The sequence below is a fragment of the Mesorhizobium robiniae genome (assembly GCF_040545535.1).
Classification (GTDB): domain Bacteria; phylum Pseudomonadota; class Alphaproteobacteria; order Rhizobiales; family Rhizobiaceae; genus Mesorhizobium; species Mesorhizobium robiniae.
On sequence record NZ_JBEPMC010000007.1, the window covers coordinates 194,193 to 211,524 of the forward strand.

14 protein-coding genes and 1 riboswitch are annotated in these 17,332 nt (G+C 64.0%); of the genes, 7 read left to right on the plus strand and 7 right to left on the minus strand.

Translation table 11 applies throughout. The features are described from left to right. Window positions 1–37: 37 nt before the first annotated feature. A complete protein-coding gene (locus ABID19_RS20505) occupies window positions 38–1,855 on the minus strand; it encodes an ABC-F family ATP-binding cassette domain-containing protein (protein ID WP_354492784.1) in 1,818 nt (605 codons plus the stop codon). A 1-nt stretch (window position 1,856) separates the two neighbouring features. Then, on the minus strand, window positions 1,857–2,501 hold the full coding sequence (locus tag ABID19_RS20510; protein WP_354492785.1) for a thiamine diphosphokinase: 645 nt from the start codon (window positions 2,499–2,501) through the stop codon (window positions 1,857–1,859). Window positions 2,502–2,603: 102 nt separating this feature from the next. Beyond that, window positions 2,604–2,718, plus strand: a riboswitch (TPP riboswitch). A gap of 43 nt (window positions 2,719–2,761) precedes the next feature. Between ABID19_RS20510 and thiB the strand changes: the two genes are divergently transcribed. From thiB to ABID19_RS20530, 4 genes are all read left to right on the plus strand, one after another. Further along, window positions 2,762–3,775, plus strand: coding sequence for a thiamine ABC transporter substrate binding subunit (gene thiB, locus ABID19_RS20515; protein ID WP_354492786.1), 1,014 nt, complete (start codon window positions 2,762–2,764; stop codon window positions 3,773–3,775). 263 nt (window positions 3,776–4,038) lie between these two features. Then, complete coding sequence (thiP, locus tag ABID19_RS20520; RefSeq protein ID WP_354492787.1) at window positions 4,039–5,658, plus strand: thiamine/thiamine pyrophosphate ABC transporter permease; 1,620 nt, start codon at window positions 4,039–4,041, stop codon at window positions 5,656–5,658. Then, complete coding sequence (thiQ, locus tag ABID19_RS20525) at window positions 5,655–6,428, plus strand: thiamine ABC transporter ATP-binding protein (protein ID WP_354492789.1); 774 nt, start codon at window positions 5,655–5,657, stop codon at window positions 6,426–6,428. The genes thiP and thiQ overlap by 4 nt, the downstream gene beginning before the upstream one ends. Window positions 6,429–6,718: 290 nt before the next feature. Beyond that, window positions 6,719–8,146, plus strand: coding sequence for a M48 family metalloprotease (locus ABID19_RS20530; protein ID WP_354493011.1), 1,428 nt, complete (start codon window positions 6,719–6,721; stop codon window positions 8,144–8,146). Window positions 8,147–8,253: 107 nt separating this feature from the next. Here ABID19_RS20530 and ABID19_RS20535 read toward each other — a convergent pair whose 3' ends face one another. Continuing rightward, window positions 8,254–9,117, minus strand: coding sequence for an RNA polymerase factor sigma-32 (locus ABID19_RS20535; protein WP_352928114.1), 864 nt, complete (start codon window positions 9,115–9,117; stop codon window positions 8,254–8,256). Window positions 9,118–9,447: 330 nt separating this feature from the next. Between ABID19_RS20535 and ABID19_RS20540 the strand changes: the two genes are divergently transcribed. The 3 genes from ABID19_RS20540 to ABID19_RS20550 all read left to right on the plus strand — a co-directional run bounded on the left by ABID19_RS20540 (window position 9,448) and on the right by ABID19_RS20550 (window position 11,830). Continuing rightward, on the plus strand, window positions 9,448–10,221 hold the full coding sequence (locus ABID19_RS20540) for an amino acid ABC transporter substrate-binding protein (protein ID WP_354492791.1): 774 nt from the start codon (window positions 9,448–9,450) through the stop codon (window positions 10,219–10,221). 158 nt (window positions 10,222–10,379) lie between these two features. After that, window positions 10,380–11,060, plus strand: coding sequence for an amino acid ABC transporter permease (locus tag ABID19_RS20545; RefSeq protein WP_029348816.1), 681 nt, complete (start codon window positions 10,380–10,382; stop codon window positions 11,058–11,060). Next, window positions 11,057–11,830 (plus strand): amino acid ABC transporter ATP-binding protein, encoded by a 774-nt coding sequence (locus tag ABID19_RS20550; protein WP_354492792.1) that lies wholly within the window; start codon window positions 11,057–11,059, stop codon window positions 11,828–11,830. The genes ABID19_RS20545 and ABID19_RS20550 overlap by 4 nt, the downstream gene beginning before the upstream one ends. A gap of 162 nt (window positions 11,831–11,992) precedes the next feature. On the opposite strand, the gene ABID19_RS20555 is transcribed toward ABID19_RS20550, so the two are convergent. The 4 genes from ABID19_RS20555 to ABID19_RS20570 all read right to left on the minus strand — a co-directional run bounded on the left by ABID19_RS20555 (window position 11,993) and on the right by ABID19_RS20570 (window position 17,242). Next, entirely contained in the window at window positions 11,993–12,574 is a 582-nt protein-coding gene (locus ABID19_RS20555) for a CarD family transcriptional regulator (protein WP_027152934.1), read from the minus strand. A gap of 365 nt (window positions 12,575–12,939) precedes the next feature. Further along, window positions 12,940–13,278 carry a ferredoxin FdxA gene (fdxA, locus tag ABID19_RS20560; RefSeq protein WP_095487362.1) on the minus strand — a complete coding sequence of 113 codons (339 nt, stop codon included), beginning with the start codon at window positions 13,276–13,278 and terminating at the stop codon, window positions 12,940–12,942. 149 nt (window positions 13,279–13,427) lie between these two features. Next, window positions 13,428–13,814, minus strand: coding sequence for an RNA-binding S4 domain-containing protein (locus ABID19_RS20565; RefSeq protein WP_354492794.1), 387 nt, complete (start codon window positions 13,812–13,814; stop codon window positions 13,428–13,430). 14 nt (window positions 13,815–13,828) lie between these two features. Further along, a complete protein-coding gene (locus tag ABID19_RS20570) occupies window positions 13,829–17,242 on the minus strand; it encodes a helicase-related protein (protein WP_354492796.1) in 3,414 nt (1,137 codons plus the stop codon). Window positions 17,243–17,332: the final 90 nt, after the last annotated feature.

Here is a 17,332-nt window from a genome sequence, read left to right on the forward strand (position 1 = left end):
GACCCTTCGCCGCGACCGCCCTTCGACCGAACGCTTCCTACCCCTCCATCTCCTCGCGCAGCATCTCCAACTCCAGCCATTCCTCCTCGAGCGCTGCCAGCGTGGCGCGCTCCTTGTCGAGGGCGGTAATGGTCTTCTGGAATGAGGCCGGATCGCGTTCGTAATAGGCCGGGTCGGCGATGTTGTCCTCCAACCGTGAGATCGAGGCCGTCACCGCCTCGATCTTCTTGGGCAGCGACTCCAGCGCAAATTTCTGCTTGAACGACAGTTTCTTCGCTGGGCCCTTCGGCAACGCCTCAGCCTTTCTTGCCGGCGCTGCGTCGCCATTTTCAGGCTTTGTTCGCGACCTGCGGTCATCGAGCTTGGTGCCACCGCGTTGCGCCAGCATGTCCGAATAGCCGCCGGCATACTCGATCCAGCGGCCGTCGCCATCAGGTGCGATCAGGCTGGTCACGGTGCGGTCGAGGAAATCGCGGTCGTGGCTGACCAGGATGACGGTACCCGCAAAACCGGCGACCAGTTCCTGCAGCAGTTCCAGCGTCTCCATGTCAAGATCGTTGGTCGGCTCGTCGAGCACCAGAAGGTTTGCCGGCCGTGCCAGCACGCGGGCCAGCAACAGCCGCGCCCGCTCGCCGCCCGAAAGCTCGCGCACCGGCGTGCGCGCCTGTTCCGGCTTGAACAGGAAATCCTTCATGTAGGAGACGACGTGGCGCTGCTCGCCATTGATGACGAGGTTCTCGCCGCGCCCGTCGGTGAGGTATTGCGCCAGTGTCTCTTGCTGATCGACCGCCTCGCGCTTCTGGTCGAGTGTGGCGATCTCCAGATTGGTGCCGAGCCGCACCGAGCCCGAGTCCGGCTTCAATTCGCCGGTCAGCATCTTCAAGAGCGTCGTCTTGCCGGCGCCGTTCGGCCCGACCAGGCCGACACGGTCGCCGCGCTGGATGCGGGTCGAGAAGCCCTTCACCACGGTGAGGTCGCCAAAACTTTTCTCGATGTTCTTGGCCTCGATGACCAGCTTGCCGGATTCGGCGGCGTCGCTTGCCACCATGGTCGCCGCGCCCTCGGCGCCGCGATGGCCGCGAAAGCGCTGGCGCATGGTCTGCAACTCGCCGAGCCGGCGCATGTTGCGCTTGCGCCTTGCCGTCACACCATAGCGCAGCCAGTGCTCTTCGCGCACGATCTGGCGGCCGAGCTTGTGCTGCTCGCGCTCTTCCTCTTCCAGCACGGTGTCACGCCATTCCTCGAAATGGCCAAAGCCCTTGTCCAGCCGGCGGGTCTGGCCGCGGTCGAGCCAGATGGTGGCGCGCGATACGCGCTCGAGGAAGCGACGGTCGTGCGAGATGACAATCAGCGCCGAAGAGGTGCGGGCAAGCTCCTCCTCCAGCCATTCGATAACCTGGAGGTCAAGATGGTTGGTCGGCTCATCGAGGAGAAGAATGTCGGGCTCCGGCGCCATGACACGGGCAAGGGCGGCGCGCCGCGCTTCGCCGCCAGACAGATCGCCCGGCCGTTCCTCGCCGGACAGGCCAAGGTGCTCCATCAAGTAGGTGGCACGGTAAGGATCGTCAGCGGGTCCGAGCCCCGCCTCGACATAGGCGCGGACGCTGGCGAAACCGTCCATGTCGGGCATTTGCGGCAGGTAGCGCACTGTCGCCGAAGGCTGGCGGAACACCTCGCCATCCTGCGGCTCGATCAATCCCGCAGCGATCTTCAGCAATGTCGACTTGCCCGAACCGTTGCGGCCGACCAAAGCGATCTTGTCGCCCGCCGACGCCGTCAGCTCCGCCCCGTCGAGCAGCGGTGTGCCACCGAAGGTCAGTTTTATCCCGTCGAGATTGAGAAGTGGCGGCGCCATGTCAGCTTTCAGGTAGCGGAAAAGGATGGGCGAGCAACAGCGCGCGGCCGCTGCCCAGCGCGATTTCGAGCCGGCCCTTGACCTCGTTGGAAATGGTCAGCGACGAGCCGAACGCCACTTCGACATGGTTCAGCGGCCATTTGGCGCCGGTAACGGTCAGGCCAGAAAGGTCGGAGAAGCCGAGGATCGAAAACAGCGTGCCGTCGGCGTAGTCGAAGCCGGTCTTTCCGGGAAGCAAGGGAATGCCTTCCTGGGCGCCGCTGGTCAAAAGCACCTCCATGCCTCCCTCAGCCAGTCGGACGCTGAGCGCCAGGTGCAGGAAGGCGTGGTCGGTGCGCTTGCCGCCGAACGCACCGGCGAGCACGAGGCTGGTAGCGCCGCGTTCGAGTGCGGCGGCGATGGCCAGTTCGCCGTCGGTCTTGTCCTTTTCGGCGGGAAAGACCTGGCGGGGCACGGCGGCCAGCACGTCCGGCAAATCCGCCGGCACCGAATCGAAGTCGCCGACCCAGAGTTCGGGCGTCAGGCCAAGCGCCCGGGCGTGGCTCATGCCGGCGTCGGCGGCGATGACACGGGAGCCTTCGACCTGGCGGTCGAGCAGCGGCGTGCGGATAAGATCGCCGCCAAGCAGGATTGTGAATTTGCTCATATGCGTGGCCCTTACCAGCCCTGCTTGCGAAACGGAAGGCCGCGCTCTGGATGCCCGGTAAACTTCCGCTTGCGCAGTACTTGGGGCGGGCCTATGTGTCGAAACGCTCTAACGGGGTGCTGGACGCGATCTTCGCGGACCGGCTGAGAGGCAACGATGCCAACCCGCTGAACCTGATCCGGTTTGTACCGGCGGAGGGATTAGACGTTTCGGACAACCCGACGCCTCAATTCCTTTCAATGCCAACGAAGGAGGCGCCGATGCGCACGCTTTTATACTCTCTTGTTTCGGCAATGCTGCTTGCGGCATCCGTTCTGGCCGGCACCGGGCCGGCATCCGCGCAGGAGAAACTCACCGTCTATACCTATGAGAGCTTCACCGCCGAGTGGGGTCCAGGCCCCGCGGTGAAGAAGGCGTTCGAGGCGGAATGCGGCTGTTCTCTCGAATTCGTCGCGGTCGCCGACGGCGTCGCACTGCTCAACCGCGTCAGACTGGAAGGGGCCGCGACCAAGGCCGATATCGTGCTCGGCCTCGATACCAATCTGACGGTGGAAGCCAAGGCCACGGGCCTGTTTTCGCCGCATGGTGCCGTGATCGACGTCAATGTGCCGGGCGGCTGGAGCGACGATATTTTCGTGCCGTTCGACTATGGTTATTTTGCCTTCGTCTACGACACCGAAAAGCTGAAGACCCCGCCGAAAAGCCTGAAGGAATTGGTCGAGGGCGATGCCGATGAGAAGATCGTCATCCAGGATCCGCGCACCTCGACGCCAGGTCTCGGCCTGCTGCTGTGGGTGAGGTCGGTCTATGGCGACAAGGCGCCGGAAGCCTGGGCCAAGCTCAGGGCAAAGGTGCTCACCGTGACGCCGGGCTGGAGCGAGGCCTATGGCCTATTTACCAAGGGCGAGGCGCCGATGGTGCTGTCCTACACCACCTCGCCGGCCTATCACATGATCGCTGAGAACACCGAACGCTATCAGGCTGCCCCCTTCGAGGAGGGCGAATATCTGCAGATCGAGGTCGCCGGCATCACCACGTCGGGCGCGAAGAACCCGCTGGCGCAAAAGTTCCTGACCTTCATGACCGGGCCGAAATTCCAGAATGTCATCCCCGAGACGAACTGGATGTTCCCGGCCGGGAAAACCGACAAGCCACTCAACCCGGCTTTCGACAAATTGGTCAAGCCCACCAAGACCTTGCTGTTCAGCCCCGAAGAGGTCGCCGCCAACCGCAAGGCCTGGGTCGACGAATGGCTGTCGGTGATGAGCAAGTAGCTTCTGATTGACGATGATCACTCTACGGCGCCCCCCTTTGTCCTGCCCTCTTTGCCACCACTTGGCATCTCCCCCACAAGGGGGGAGATCGGCCGTCATGCCGGCTTTCGCCAATCTCCGACATTGCCGGAATGAGCGGAGCGCTGAACCTGCCAATCTCCCCCCTCGTGGGGGAGATGCCAAGTGGTGGCAAAGAGGGCAGGACAGAGGGGGGCGCGAAGGAACGCAATCCTCGCTAAGAATCTCGAATCTGGTGGTCTAGCGTGCAACGCGCGCCATCATCGGATTCCCGCGTCACAGCCGGCACCCTCGCGCTCGCCGCCATCGCATTGCTGATCGGTGGTGCGTTTGCCGGTCTCGTCGTCGAAGGCGTGCGCGACCCGTCCGGCGCCGCCTTGGCCTTTGATTCCTACCTCTTCCGCATCGCCCGTTTCACCCTGTGGCAGGCGCTTCTCTCGACGCTGCTTTCCGTCGTGCCGGCGTTGTTTGTTGCGCGGGCGCTGTCGAGGCATCCGCGTTTCTTCGGCCGCGGCTTCATCCTGCAGCTCTTCGCCGTGCCGCTTGCGCTGCCGGCTATCGTCGCAGCGCTCGGCATTCTGGCCCTCTATGGCCGTGCCGGCTATTTCGCCGGTGTGCTCAGCGCGATTGGCGGTCAGGGCTGGCCGGGCATCTACGGCCTGTCCGGCATCCTCGTCGCCCATGTCTTCTTCAACCTGCCGCTGGCCACGCGGCTGTTCCTTGAGGCGCTGAGTACCGTGCCGGTCGACCAGTGGCGACTGGCGAGCCAGCTCGGCATGGGCGCCAGACCCGCCTTCCGGCTGATCGAATGGCCGACGCTGCGCGCGGCACTGCCGGGGGTCGCCGGGCTTGTCTTCATGCTTTGCGTCACATCCTTCACCATCGTGCTCACGCTGGGCGGCGGGCCGCGCGCGACGACACTGGAGGTCGCCATCTACCAGGCGCTGCGTTTCGATTTCGATCCCGCCCGCGCCGTCACGCTGACGCTGCTGCAGATCGCGTTGACCTTCGTCGTGGTGCTGGCACTGATGCGGCTTGGCGCCAACACCGTCGGCGATGCCAACCTGCCGGTGGCGCAGCGCCGGTATCTTTCGGCCGGCCTTCCCGAGACCGTGCTGAACACAACATTGATCGTTCTGGCGTTGCTGTTCGTCGCCGGACCGATGGCGGCCACGGTGATGTCGGGCCTTGGCGCCGATCTCGGCCGGCTGGCGGGCGAGAGCGCGGTGCGGCAAGCGACGCTGACCAGCGCCGTGCTCGCTTTGCTGGCGGCGCTGCTTTCAGTCGCGCTGTCGCTGTCGCTCGTCATGGCGCGAAGGGCGCTGGCCTTGAAGCGCAGCGCCGGCGCCAAGACGCTGCTCGAACATGCCACCGATACCGGCGCCGGCTTCGTCCTCGTCGTGCCGCCCATCGTCATCGGCGCCGGCTGGTTCCTGCTCTTGCGTACCGTCAGCGATGTCTTTGCCATCGCTCCTGTCATGGTCGTCACCGTCAATGCGGTGATGGCGATGCCGTTTGCCATCCGCGCCATTCGCCCCGGCTATGATGCGGCAAGCGAACGCCACGAACGGCTCTGTCTGCTGCTTGGCATTTCGGGCTGGAGCCGTTTTTGGCTGGTCGACTGGCCGTCGCTGCGGCGGCCGCTCGCCACCGGTTTCGCCTTTGCCATGGCCTTGTCGCTCGGCGATCTCGGTGTCATTGCCCTGTTTGGCAGCGACGCCCTGCAGACGCTGCCTTATCTCTTGCTGGCGCGCATGGGCAATTACCGTACGATGGACGCCGCAGGCCTGGCGTTGCTGCTCGGCCTGGTCTGTCTCGCGCTTGTCCTGGTCGCGGATCGGCTGGGGCGGGGAGAAAAGATATGACGCTCAACAGCACGGAAAACGGTACGGCTGTGCGGCTGGAAAAGGTCTCGTTCAGCCATAGTGAAACGCCGTTTTTGTTCGATGTCGAATTCGCTGCCTCGAAGATTACCGCGATCATGGGGCCGAGCGGCTCGGGAAAATCGACGCTGCTCAATCTGGTGGCGGGCTTCGAGACGCCGCGATCGGGTCGTGTGCTGATCGGTGGCGCCGATGTCGGCGCCAAACCACCATCGACACGACCCGTATCGATGGTGTTCCAGGAAAACAATCTCTTTGCGCATCTTTCGGTCGAACGAAATGTCGGTCTTGGCCGCTCGCCGACACTCAGGCTGACCGAAGCCGACCGCGCGGCAATCGCCGAGGCGCTCAAGCGCGTCGGCCTTGCCGGCAAGGAACAGCGTCTGCCCCGCGAGCTCTCCGGTGGCGAGCGGCAGCGCGTCGCGCTCGCCCGCGTGCTGGTGCGCAACCGGCCGGTGCTTTTGCTCGACGAACCGTTCGCTTCGCTCGGGCCGGCCTTGCGCGACGACATGCTCGATCTGGTAGCCAGCGTCCATGCGGAGCGGCGCATGACGGTGCTGTTCGTCACGCATCAGCCGGAAGACGCGCACCGTATCGGCCAGGACATGGTGTTCCTGGACAATGGCACGGTTGCCGCAACCGGGGCTGTCGCCGATTTTTTCACCAAGGCTGGACCGGAAGCCTTCAGGCGCTATATCGGTGCAGGTTCGTTTGGCGCCGAATCACGAGATATTGCCCGGAAGCGGACATAATTTACGGCCAAACCGGCTTCAGGCGATGTGGCGCTTGCTTGCCATGGTCAAAGTAGTGTGGCTAGGTCCTCCGATACTGGTCCGGCATAGGCTGTGATTTGCCGCTACGTGCCGCGCGTGCTCGTAGACGGGAAGCTGTGGCAGTTGATTTGCGCATGGTCCTTCGGAAATCGATGCCCGATTTTCGGGAGTCATGTGCCGAGACCCGAAAGGAAGCTGTTCTGCCGACTGGCACCGACAGAGTGAAAAGGAAACCGCTGGCGCGCTTCCTCGCGCTGGCCGGCTTTGCCATGGCGCTGGCAAGCTGCCAGATGTTCACGCCTCCGGACGTCCAGGAATCTGGCTTCCAGCCTTCCAGCAAACCGGTCACGGTCGACAACGTCGCCGCCAACAGCAAGCTCGCCGAAATGGCGAAGGCGCAGCACCCGCGCATCCTCGCCACCTATGGCGGCGAATATTCCGATCCCAAGCTCGAGCGTATGGTCGCCAAGGTCGTCGGCAGCCTGACTGTGGTGTCAGCCAATCCGACCCAAACCTACCGTATCACCATCCTCAATTCGCCCAACGTCAACGCTTTCGCGCTGCCGGGCGGCTATCTCTACATCACGCGCGGCCTGTTGGCGTTGGCCAACGATTCGGCCGAACTCGCCGCGGTCATCGCGCATGAGATGGGCCACGTCACTGCAAACCACGGATTGCAGCGCCAGCAGCTCGAAGCCGAGGAAGGGTTTGCAACCAAGGTTGTCTCGGATGTGCTCGGCGACAGCCCGACCGCCAAGGCGGCATTGATCCGCGGCAAGCTGCGGCTTGCCCAGTTCTCGCGCAATCAGGAGCTGGAGGCCGACGGCATCGGCATCAAGTCGATCGGCGAGGCGGGCTTCGATCCCTTTGCCGCCGGCCGATTCCTGCAGTCTATGTCGGCCTACACCGATTTCCGCTCGATCAGCGGCGCCACCGACGCCAGTCTCGACTTCCTGGCGACGCATCCCAACACGCCGCAGCGCATCGATCTGGCGCAGCGCCATGCCCGCCAGTTCGGCGCCCCTGGCGTCGGCACGCGCGACCGTGACCCCTTCCTCGCCGGCATAGACGGCCTGCTCTATGGCGACACGCCGGAGGAAGGTTATGTGCGTGGCGAAACCTTCCTCCATCCGGGGCTCGGCGTGTCGTTCTCGGTGCCCGATGGCTTCATCATCGACAACTCGGCTGCGGCGGTGACGGCAACCGGGCCGGGCGACATAGCGATCCGCTTCGACGGCGTTTCGATCGACAAGAGCCGCTCGCTGACCGACTACATCCGCAGCGGCTGGGTGGCTGGGCTCGATGAAAGCAGCGTGCGCCAGCAAACGATCAACGGCAACGAGGCGGCGACGGCGCATGCCAGCGCCGAGGGCTGGCAGTTCGACATCGCGGTGATCCGAGCCGGCGGCCAGGTCTATCGGCTGTTGACGGCAGCCCCCTCCGCCAGCACCACGCTGGACTCGGTGGCGCGCTCCGTCAGCGGTTCCTTCCGCGTGTTGAGTGCGGCGGAGAAAGCGGCGCTGAAGCCGCTGCATGTCCGCGTCGTCACGGTGCAGCCCGGACAGACCATGGGTTCGCTCGCCGCGCAGATGGTCGGCGTCGACCGCAAGCTCGACCTGTTCCGGGTGCTCAATGCGATGTCGCCCGGTGCTGCCGTTTCGGCCGGCGATAAGGTCAAGATCATCACCGACAGGTAGGGTGTGTCGATATTCAGGTGATGCCGGCCCGCAAACGGCGGTTTCCCGCGCTTCCGGCCTTCGCCGGCCGAAACACTCATGAGCGGTCGCGGGCAGTCAAGGCTACGCTAGGCGGCTGTCGCCAAAAACTCGGGGTTCTGCTTCACCAGCGCCACCTTGAGCTTTTCCATGGCGCGTGCCTCGATCTGGCGGACGCGCTCCTTGGAGATGCCGAGCGCCTCGCCGAGTGCTTCGAGCGTCGCGCCCTCGTCGCTCAGCCGACGCTCCTCGATAATCCTGAGCTCGCGCGCATTAAGCGCGCCGAGCGCCGTTTTCAGCCAGAGAGAGCGGCGTTCGACGTCGATCGTGTCACCCACGACCTCGTCCGGCAAAGGATCGTCCGAAACGAGGAATTCCATCCGTTCGGTGGCGCCGGAATCATCGGCGAGCGGCTGGTTGAGTGAGCTGTCCGGTGCCGAAAGGCGGGAATCCATCATCGCCACGTCGGCCTCGGACACGCCGAGCGCTACCGACACCTCACGATAGAGCGAGGTGTTCGAGATCGGCTCGGCGCCATTTGCCAAGCGGGCGCGCAAGCGCCGCAAATTGAAGAACAGTGCCTTTTGCGCCGAACTGGTGCCGCCGCGCACGATCGACCAGTTGCGCAGGATATAGTCCTGCATCGAGGCGCGGATCCACCATGTCGCATAGGTCGAAAATCGCACCTCGCGCTCCGGTTCAAAACGGGCCGCCGCCTCCAGCAGGCCGACATGGCCTTCCTGGACCAGGTCGCCCAAGGGCAAGCCATAGTGGCGGAACTTCGAGGCCATGGAAATGACCAGCCGCATATGCGCCATGGCGATTTGGTGCAGCGCTTGCTGGTCGTTGTCTTCCTTCCAGCGCAACGCGAGCACGTGCTCCTCGTCGCGTTCGAGATAGGGGGCTTTCATCGCCGCGCGGACCATGGTTCGCCCTGCCGTATCTTCCATCATGCCGCGCTCCCTCTTCCGGGCGTTGCGGTGCGATCGCTCGACCCTGAGCTGGCATCGTGGTTGAATTGGCGACGCCGCGCCCTACAACAGCCAAGAACGTGCCATGCGGGTGAATGGTTCCGCTGCTGATGTCGCGTGGATTGGGCTGTCAGAAAAACCCATCACGGCGGTCGCTATGTGGCGGGTTGGCGTGATTCGAACGGTTGTGAGAATTGGATTTCGGAAGCGGCTCATTTTTGAAATCTGGTTCCTTATTTTGCCAGCCCGTATCTGTCAGTTTCCGGCGCTTAGAATGTGCCGGGCACCGGCCAAGGACGGGATCACAGAAAAATGAAATGGCTTAAATCGCTCATCGTCGTCGCAACATTGCAGGTTCTGGCCGTCACATCAGGCCATGCTGGCGCCAATCTCGATCAGATCAAGCAGGCCGGTGTCCTCAAGATCGGCACCGAAGGCACCTATGCTCCCTTCACCTATCATGATGCCTCGGGCGCGTTGGTCGGCTTCGATGTCGAGATCGCCCAGGCGATCGCCAAGCGCCTCGGCGTCAAGGCCGAATTCCTCGAGGGCAAATGGGACGGGCTGATCGCCGGCCTCGATGCCAAGCGCTATGACGCCGTCGTCAACCAGGTCGGCATCACCGAGGCGCGCAAGGCCAAGTATGATTTCTCCGATCCCTACATTGCTTCCAAGGCGGTGCTGATCGTGCGCGGCGACAACACCGACATCAAGAGCTTTGCCGACCTTAGGGGTAAGACGGCGGCGCAGTCGCTGACCTCGAATTTCGGCAAGCTGGCTGAAACGAACGGCGCCGAGCTCGTCGGCACCGATGGTTTCGACCAGTCGATCCAGCTGCTTCTTACCGGCCGCGCCGACGCGACCATAAACGACAGCCTGTCGTTCCTCGATTTCAAGAAGCACAAGCCCGACGCCAATGTGAAGATCGCCGCCCAGGAAGAAAACGCCGACTATTCCGGCGTGATCGTGCGCAAGGGCGATCCGGAGCTGGTCGCCGCGATCAATCAGGCGCTGGCGGACATCAAGGCCGACGGCACCTACAAGAAGATCGCCGACACCTATTTCGGTCAGGACGTTTCGAAGTAAGCGCATTTCACTGAGCGGGCTTTTTGCCGGCCCGCATGGCAAGTATCGCGGCGAGCCGTCTTTGACGGCCGCCGCTTTTCGCGTGATATGACGACCGTATGATCGCGCCTCGATGCTGCCGGGCCTGTTTTGGGCGGCAATCTCGCAAGGAGGTTTTCGTGCCGCACTGGCTGCAATTGATGCTGGACTCGTTGCCCACGCTGCTATGGGCCGCGCTGATCTTCACCGTGCCGCTGACGCTGCTGTCGTTCGCATTTGGCCTCTTCGTGGGACTGGTCGCGGCGCTTGTCCGGCTGTTCGGCCCGAAGCCGCTGGTCGCCGTGGTCCGCTTCTACGTCTGGATCTTCCGTGGCACGCCACTTCTGGTGCAGCTCTTCCTGATCTTCTACGGCCTGCCCTCGGTCGGCATCCTGCTCGACGCTTTTTCAGCCGCGTTGATCGGCTTCACGCTCAACATCGGCGCCTATACGTCGGAAATCATCCGTGCCGTCATAGGCTCGGTGCCGAAGGGGCAGTGGGAGGCGGCCTATTCGATCGGCATGACCTGGAGCCAGGCGATGCGGCGCACCATACTGCCGCAGGCCGGCCGCGTCGCAGTGCCGCCGCTGTCCAACACCTTCATCTCGCTGGTCAAGGACACATCGCTGGCCGCCGCCATCACCGTGCCGGAAATGTTCCAGGCGGCGCAGCGCATCGTCGCCACCACCTATGAGCCGCTGATCCTGTACATCGAGGCGGCGGCCCTCTATCTGGCGCTGAGCTCCGTGCTATCGGCATTGCAGACGCGCTTGGAAAAGCGGCTCAACCGCTATGGCGGCTTCCTGGAGGCGCGCTCATGATCGGTCTCACCGACATCGAGAAGCGCTTCGGCGACAACCTCGTGCTGAAGGGGGTGACCGTCACCATCGAGGAGGGCAGCGTCACCGCCCTTGTCGGTCCCTCGGGCGGCGGGAAAAGCACGCTTCTGCGCTGCATCAATCTGCTCGAGATCCCGACTTCGGGCACGGTGCGCATCGGCGACGACGCGCTCGAATTCCACCCCGGCGGCAAGGTTTCCGCAACGGCCATCCGGCGCCTGCGGCTGCAGACCGGCATGGTGTTCCAGAATTTCCAGCTATTTCCACACCGCACCGCGATCGAGAATGTCATGGAGGGGCTGGTGACGGTGCTGAAGTGGCCGGCGGCGAGGGCGCGCGAGCGGGCGCTCGCTCTGCTCGAAAAGGTCGGCATGGTGCACAAGGCCGATGCCTGGCCGGCGACGCTGTCAGGCGGCCAGCAGCAACGCGTGGCGATTGCCCGGGCGCTGGCGCCATCGCCGAAAGTGCTGTTGTGCGATGAGCCGACCTCGGCGCTGGACCCGGAACTGGCGCAGGAGGTGGTCGACGTGCTCAGCCAGCTCGCCCGCGAGGGCACTACCATGGTGATGGCGACGCACGACCTGCGCCTCGCCTCCAAGATCGCGCAGGAGGTGGTGTTCCTCGACGCCGGCGCCGTCGTCGAGAAAGGCCCCGCCGCTGTTCTGTTCAGCAATCCGGAGCGCCAGCGAACCAAGCGGTTCATCGCGACGCTGAAACAGGAGGCGGAGAAGGAAGGCGGCGGCAAAAGCTAGGTCTTCGCCTGTATGCGCTGCTACTGGCCGTCGGCGGATGAGGGCAACACTCCGATACTATTCGATTAGCTGATGAGAGACTGCCCCGCGCTAAGCATCCTATCCCAAAACAAAAAACCCGGCGCGAGGCCGGGTTTTTCCGAATTTTAGGCCGAGAAGCGATCAGGCAGCTTCTTCCTGCTCGGCTTCTTCGTTGTCGGCCTTGGCGCCGCGCTTCGGCCCCTTGTTGAGGTTCACCTCGATGAGACGCACCGCCTCGGTTTCCGACATGCGGTTGACGGCCGCGATCTCACGCGCCATGCGGTCGAGTGCCGCCTCATAAAGCTGGCGCTCGGAATAGGACTGCTCCGGCTGGTTGTCGGCGCGGTAGAGGTCGCGCACCACTTCCGAGATCGAGATCAGGTCGCCGGAATTGATCTTCGCATCGTATTCCTGGGCGCGGCGCGACCACATGGTGCGCTTGACGCGGGCGCGGCCCTGCACGACCTTCAGCGCGCGATCGACATAATCCTCTTCCGACAGCTTGCGCATGCCGATGGAAGTTGCCTTGGCAACCGGCACCTTCAGGCGCATCTTGTCCTTCTGGAAGTCGATGACGAACAATTCCAGCTTGTGGCCCGCAACTTCCTGCTCGTCGATCGAGACGATCTGGCCGACGCCATGCGCCGGATAGACGATGTACTCGCCGGTCTTAAAACCGTGACGCGCTGCACTGGACTTCTTCTGCGGGGTGATTGTTGCCATTACGCCATGAACTCCTTGGTGTGGTACCGGCATTCTGCCGGCCGAACTCGCGCGATCGGTAACCGATCGTTAGCCGCACAACGATGAACCCGCCGGAAAAGCCGAGGCCGGCAAACCGCATGATCGCGACTGCCTGCCCCAGATCACTCTGGTCCGGATTGAGAAATTCACCTTTCAGTGATTTGGGGCGTTTGCGCCATAAATCGACGTTGTGTCACCGGCATGTTTGGTTGATATAACACAAAAAGTCGGAAGAATCAAGGTTTTGCTGCACGCGCGAAGGCCATGCACGACCGCCGCCTGTCAAGGCAGTTAAAGCACCATGCCCCTTACGCTGCGTTATGCTGGCTGAATCAGCGGTCTGGTCAGTCGCCTTCGCCGGGCTCGGCGGAGAAATATTTCTCGAACTTGCCAGCCTCGCCATCGAAGGATTTGGCGTCGGCCGGAGGCTCCTTCTTGGCAGTGATGTTGGGCCATTTGTCAGCGTATTCGGTGTTGATCTGCAGCCATTTGTCGAGACCGGGCTCGGTGTCCGGCTTGATCGCATCGGCCGGGCATTCCGGTTCGCAGACGCCGCAGTCGATGCACTCGTCGGGATGGATGACGAGCATGTTCTCGCCTTCGTAGAAACAGTCGACCGGACAGACCTCGATGCAGTCCATGTATTTGCATTTTATGCAATTGTCGGTCACGACATAGGTCATCAGTCGGCTCCGGGACGTCCCGCTTTTGTTGGACTTTTTTTGGTCAGGTAACGCCTTTACCTGCCGCTTGCAAGGGCAGCCGTTGCGCGCGATGCCGATGTTCCGGAATGGAATTCCGGAGCGGTTGGCGCCGCGAAAGCCGTTGTGCGTCAATCTTCGCCGAATAGCCGGTCGGTTTCCCGGCGTTCCTTCTTGGTCGGGCGGCCGCTGCCGGCATCGCGCAGCACGGGAATCGCATCGGGAACGGCCTCGCCCTTTGGTACCGGCGGTGGCGACATATCCTCGTAGAGCAGGCGCGCTTCCTCGGCCGGACCGCGCCGGCTCCCTGTGCCGAGCACCTTCCAGACGAAGATGCGCCGCTCGAGAGTGATGGTCAGGACGTCGCCGACCCGGACCATATCGGAGGCCTGCGCTGCTTTGTCGCGATTGACGCGGACGCGTCCGGCCACCACCAGCTTCGCTGCTAGCGAGCGCGATTTCACCGCACGCGAAAAGAACAGCCATTTGTCGATGCGCTGGCGGCCTTCAGCGACCATCGGAGCGAGCGAACTTACTTCTTCAGCTGGTCGCGCAACGCGGCGAGCTTGGCGAAGGGCGAATCCGGGTCGAAGCGCACGGGACGCTCCTCGCGAGGCTTAGGCTGGAACGCGGGCTTTCCACCTGGCGCGCCACCCTTGCCGTCCTGCCTGCCGCCCTTCCAGTCGGGCCGGCTTTCGCGACGATCGGAACGCTCGCCCTGCGGCTTGCCGTCGCGCCGCTCTCCCGGCTCGCCCTGGGGCTTGGGCTTGAATTTGCTGCGGTCGAAGCGCGGCTTGCCGGCGCCGTCGCGGCGACCTTCATGGGTGGGGCGGCCGCCAGGAGCGCCGGCCGGTTGTCCGCCGGTGGCATCCGCCGGCGCGTCGCCGCGGCCGTCGCGCGCGGCTTGCCCGTTGCGCGGGCGATTGTCACGAGGTCTGTTGTCGTGATGGCGGTGGCGCGGGCGCTGATCGAAGCGGCCCTGCCGCCACAACAGAATAGGTTTTGGTTCCTCGGCCTCTGCTGGAACCTCTGGCGCGGCCTCGCCGGTGGCGGCTTCCGCCGCCGCGGCAGGTTCCGCCGACACTGCTTCCGTTACAGGCGAGGATTCGGAAGCCGGCTCTGCCGGTGCGACCTCAACCTCGGCGGCTTCGGGTTCTGCCTCCGGCTGAGCCGCTGATACCGCGGGCATTTCAGCTGCGGCTTCGGCTGGAGGCAGCTCCTCTTCCGTGACCTCAGCCGGAGTTTCCGGCTGAGCTTCCGCGACGGGCTCCGCTTCGATGGCGGGTTCCGCGGTAACTTCGGCTGTGGCCTCTGCCACGGCAGCCGCATCCGCTCCCGAACTCTCGGCCTGCGCCACGGCGGCTGCGTCCGCAATCGCGGCTTCCGCTGCCTTGGCCTGCTCGGCTTGTTCTTGCGCCGCCTGCTTGGCCGCGGCGGCTTCACGCGCGGCATTGTCCTGTGCTTCGAGCCTGGCCTTCACCTCGATCGCCGGCTTCGGCTCGGCCCGGTAGCCGAGGCCTTTCAAAATCTCTTCCATGTCGTCGGCGGTGGCGCCGAGGATCGACATCATCGGCGGCGTCACCATGAAGGACTGGCCGTCATAGGCGCCGTCGGGGCGCTGGCCGAGTCCAGGCTTCCAGTTGGTTGCGGGCCGGATCAGGTCGGCCAGTCGTTCGAGAATGTCGACGCGCACCGCACGACGGCCGAGATTGCGATAGCCGGCCAATTTGTAGAATGTCTTATCGAATGTGGGGTCGATCACCACTGAGGTACGGCCGGAGGCCAGCGCGTGAACCACGTCGCCAAAGCCGGGCTTGTCCTTGCCGTCGTTCTGCAGCGCCCACAACAGCGTCACCAGTCCGGCCGGGGCCGGCTTGATCAGCGCCGGGACGAAGACGTGGTAGGCGCCGAAGCGTACACCGAGCCGGCGAAGGGCGGCGCGGCCTTCCTGGTCGAGCGACTTCATCTCCTCGGCGATGTCGCGGCGGTTGATGAGGCCGAAATTTTCGACGAGCTGGAAGGCGATGCCGCGGCCGATACCGGTGATCTGCTCGGCGTTCTTGAGGTCGACCAGCGGCTTCAGCAAGGACTCGATCTGGAAATTGACGAAGCGCTCGGCGCGCGCCGCAACCTTGTCGCGGGCGGGTCCGGTGAGCTGTTCGTCGGCCAGCAGCACAAGGCGCGGCTTCAACGGCTCGTCGCCTGCGACCAGCGTGCCGATCGGCGCGCCGATCCAGCGCAGCGTGCCGTCGGAGCCCAGCGCGATGTCGCCGTTGGCGCAAGCGCCGAAGCGTTCGGCCCGCGCTTCGAATTCGGCTGCAAGTGCCTTCTGGGCCGCTGTGCGCACCGCCTTGGCGTCCTCGCCGCCGGCGCTCTGGTCGGCAGTGAAGCGGAACCCCTGCAACTCGCCGACGTGGTGGCCTTCGACGAGGACGGTTCCGGTTGGGCTAATTTCGGCTTCAGGCATGGTATTTTCTCTAAGGCGCCGCATGAGGACGGAAGTCCTGCGGTCTACGAAGCGTTTCGTCAACCGCTCATGCAGCGCATCCGACAATCTGTCTTCGATTTCGCGCGTCTTTTCCTGCCAGTGTGCCTGATCGGCCAGCCAGCCGGGCCGGTTGGAAACGAACGTCCAGGTGCGGATCTGGGCAATCCGGTGCGACAGCGTGTCGATATCGCCCTCGGTGGTGTCGGCACGGCGCACCTGCTCGGCCATGTAATTTTCATCGACATGGCCATGCCTGGCAAGGTCCATATAGATCGAGGCGATCAGGTCGGCATGCTGGGCCGGTGCGATTTTCCTGTAGTCTGGGAGAGCGCAGGCCTCCCACAACAGCGCCACGCGCCTGGCGTCGGTGGCAAGTGCCCTTATGTCCTCGTCGCGGGACAAATGTTCGAGCGCCTGCGCATCCACCGCCGGCAGCGCACGCGTCAGGCCTTCGACCGGCGCGTTGGTCTCGGTGGAACGCTTCAGCGCATCGAGGCTGGCGAAATCGAATTGCGCGGTGCGCCATTGCAGCACTTTCACCGGGTCGAACTCGTGACCTTCGATTTTCTTGACCAGATCTTCGTCCAGCGGATCGACCTGGCCGGTGACGCCGAAGGTGCCGTCGCGCAAATGCCGGCCGGCGCGACCGGCGATCTGGCCGAGTTCCGCCGCGGTCAGGTTGCGATACTGGTAGCCGTCGAACTTGCGGTTCTGGGCGAAGGCGACATGATCGAGATCGAGATTGAGGCCCATCCCGATCGCATCGGTGGCGACCAGGTAATCGACGTCACCCGATTGGAACAGCTCCACCTGCGCGTTGCGCGTGCGGGGCGATAGCGCGCCGAGCACGACGGCCGCACCCCCTTGCTGGCGACGGATCAGTTCGGCAATGGCATAGACCTCGTCGGCGGAAAAGGCGACGATCGCCGTGCGTCGCGGCAGGCGGGTCAGCTTCTTCGAGCCGGCATAGGCGAGATGCGACAGCCGTGGCCGCGTCACCACCGACACGCCCTTCAGCAGGCGCTGGAGAATGCCATGCATGGTGGCAGCACCCAGCAGCAGCGTCTCCTGGCGGCCGCGCAGATGCAGGATGCGGTCGGTGAAGATGTGGCCGCGCTCGAGATCGCCGGCCAGCTGGACCTCGTCGATGGCGACGAAGGCGGCGTCGGTCTGGCGCGGCATGGCTTCCACCGTGCAGACCGAATATCTGGCGCCGTCGGGCTGGATCTTCTCCTCGCCGGTGATGAGCGCCACCTTGTGAGCGCCGACCTTCTCGCAGACGCGCGAATAGACCTCGCGGGCGAGCAGCCTGAGCGGCAGGCCGATGATGCCGCTTTCATGCGCCACCATGCGCTCGATGGCGAGATGGGTCTTGCCAGTGTTGGTGGGGCCGAGCACGGCGGTCACGTCGCGACCGGACAGGATCAGCGGCTCTGTATGTTTCGGCTGGATGTTCATCGACCTGGAAATAAGGCTCTCTGCCTCGCATTGTCGGGTGCGCGCCCCGTGTTGGCGCGTGTGACAGCCGACACATAGGGATTTCGGGCG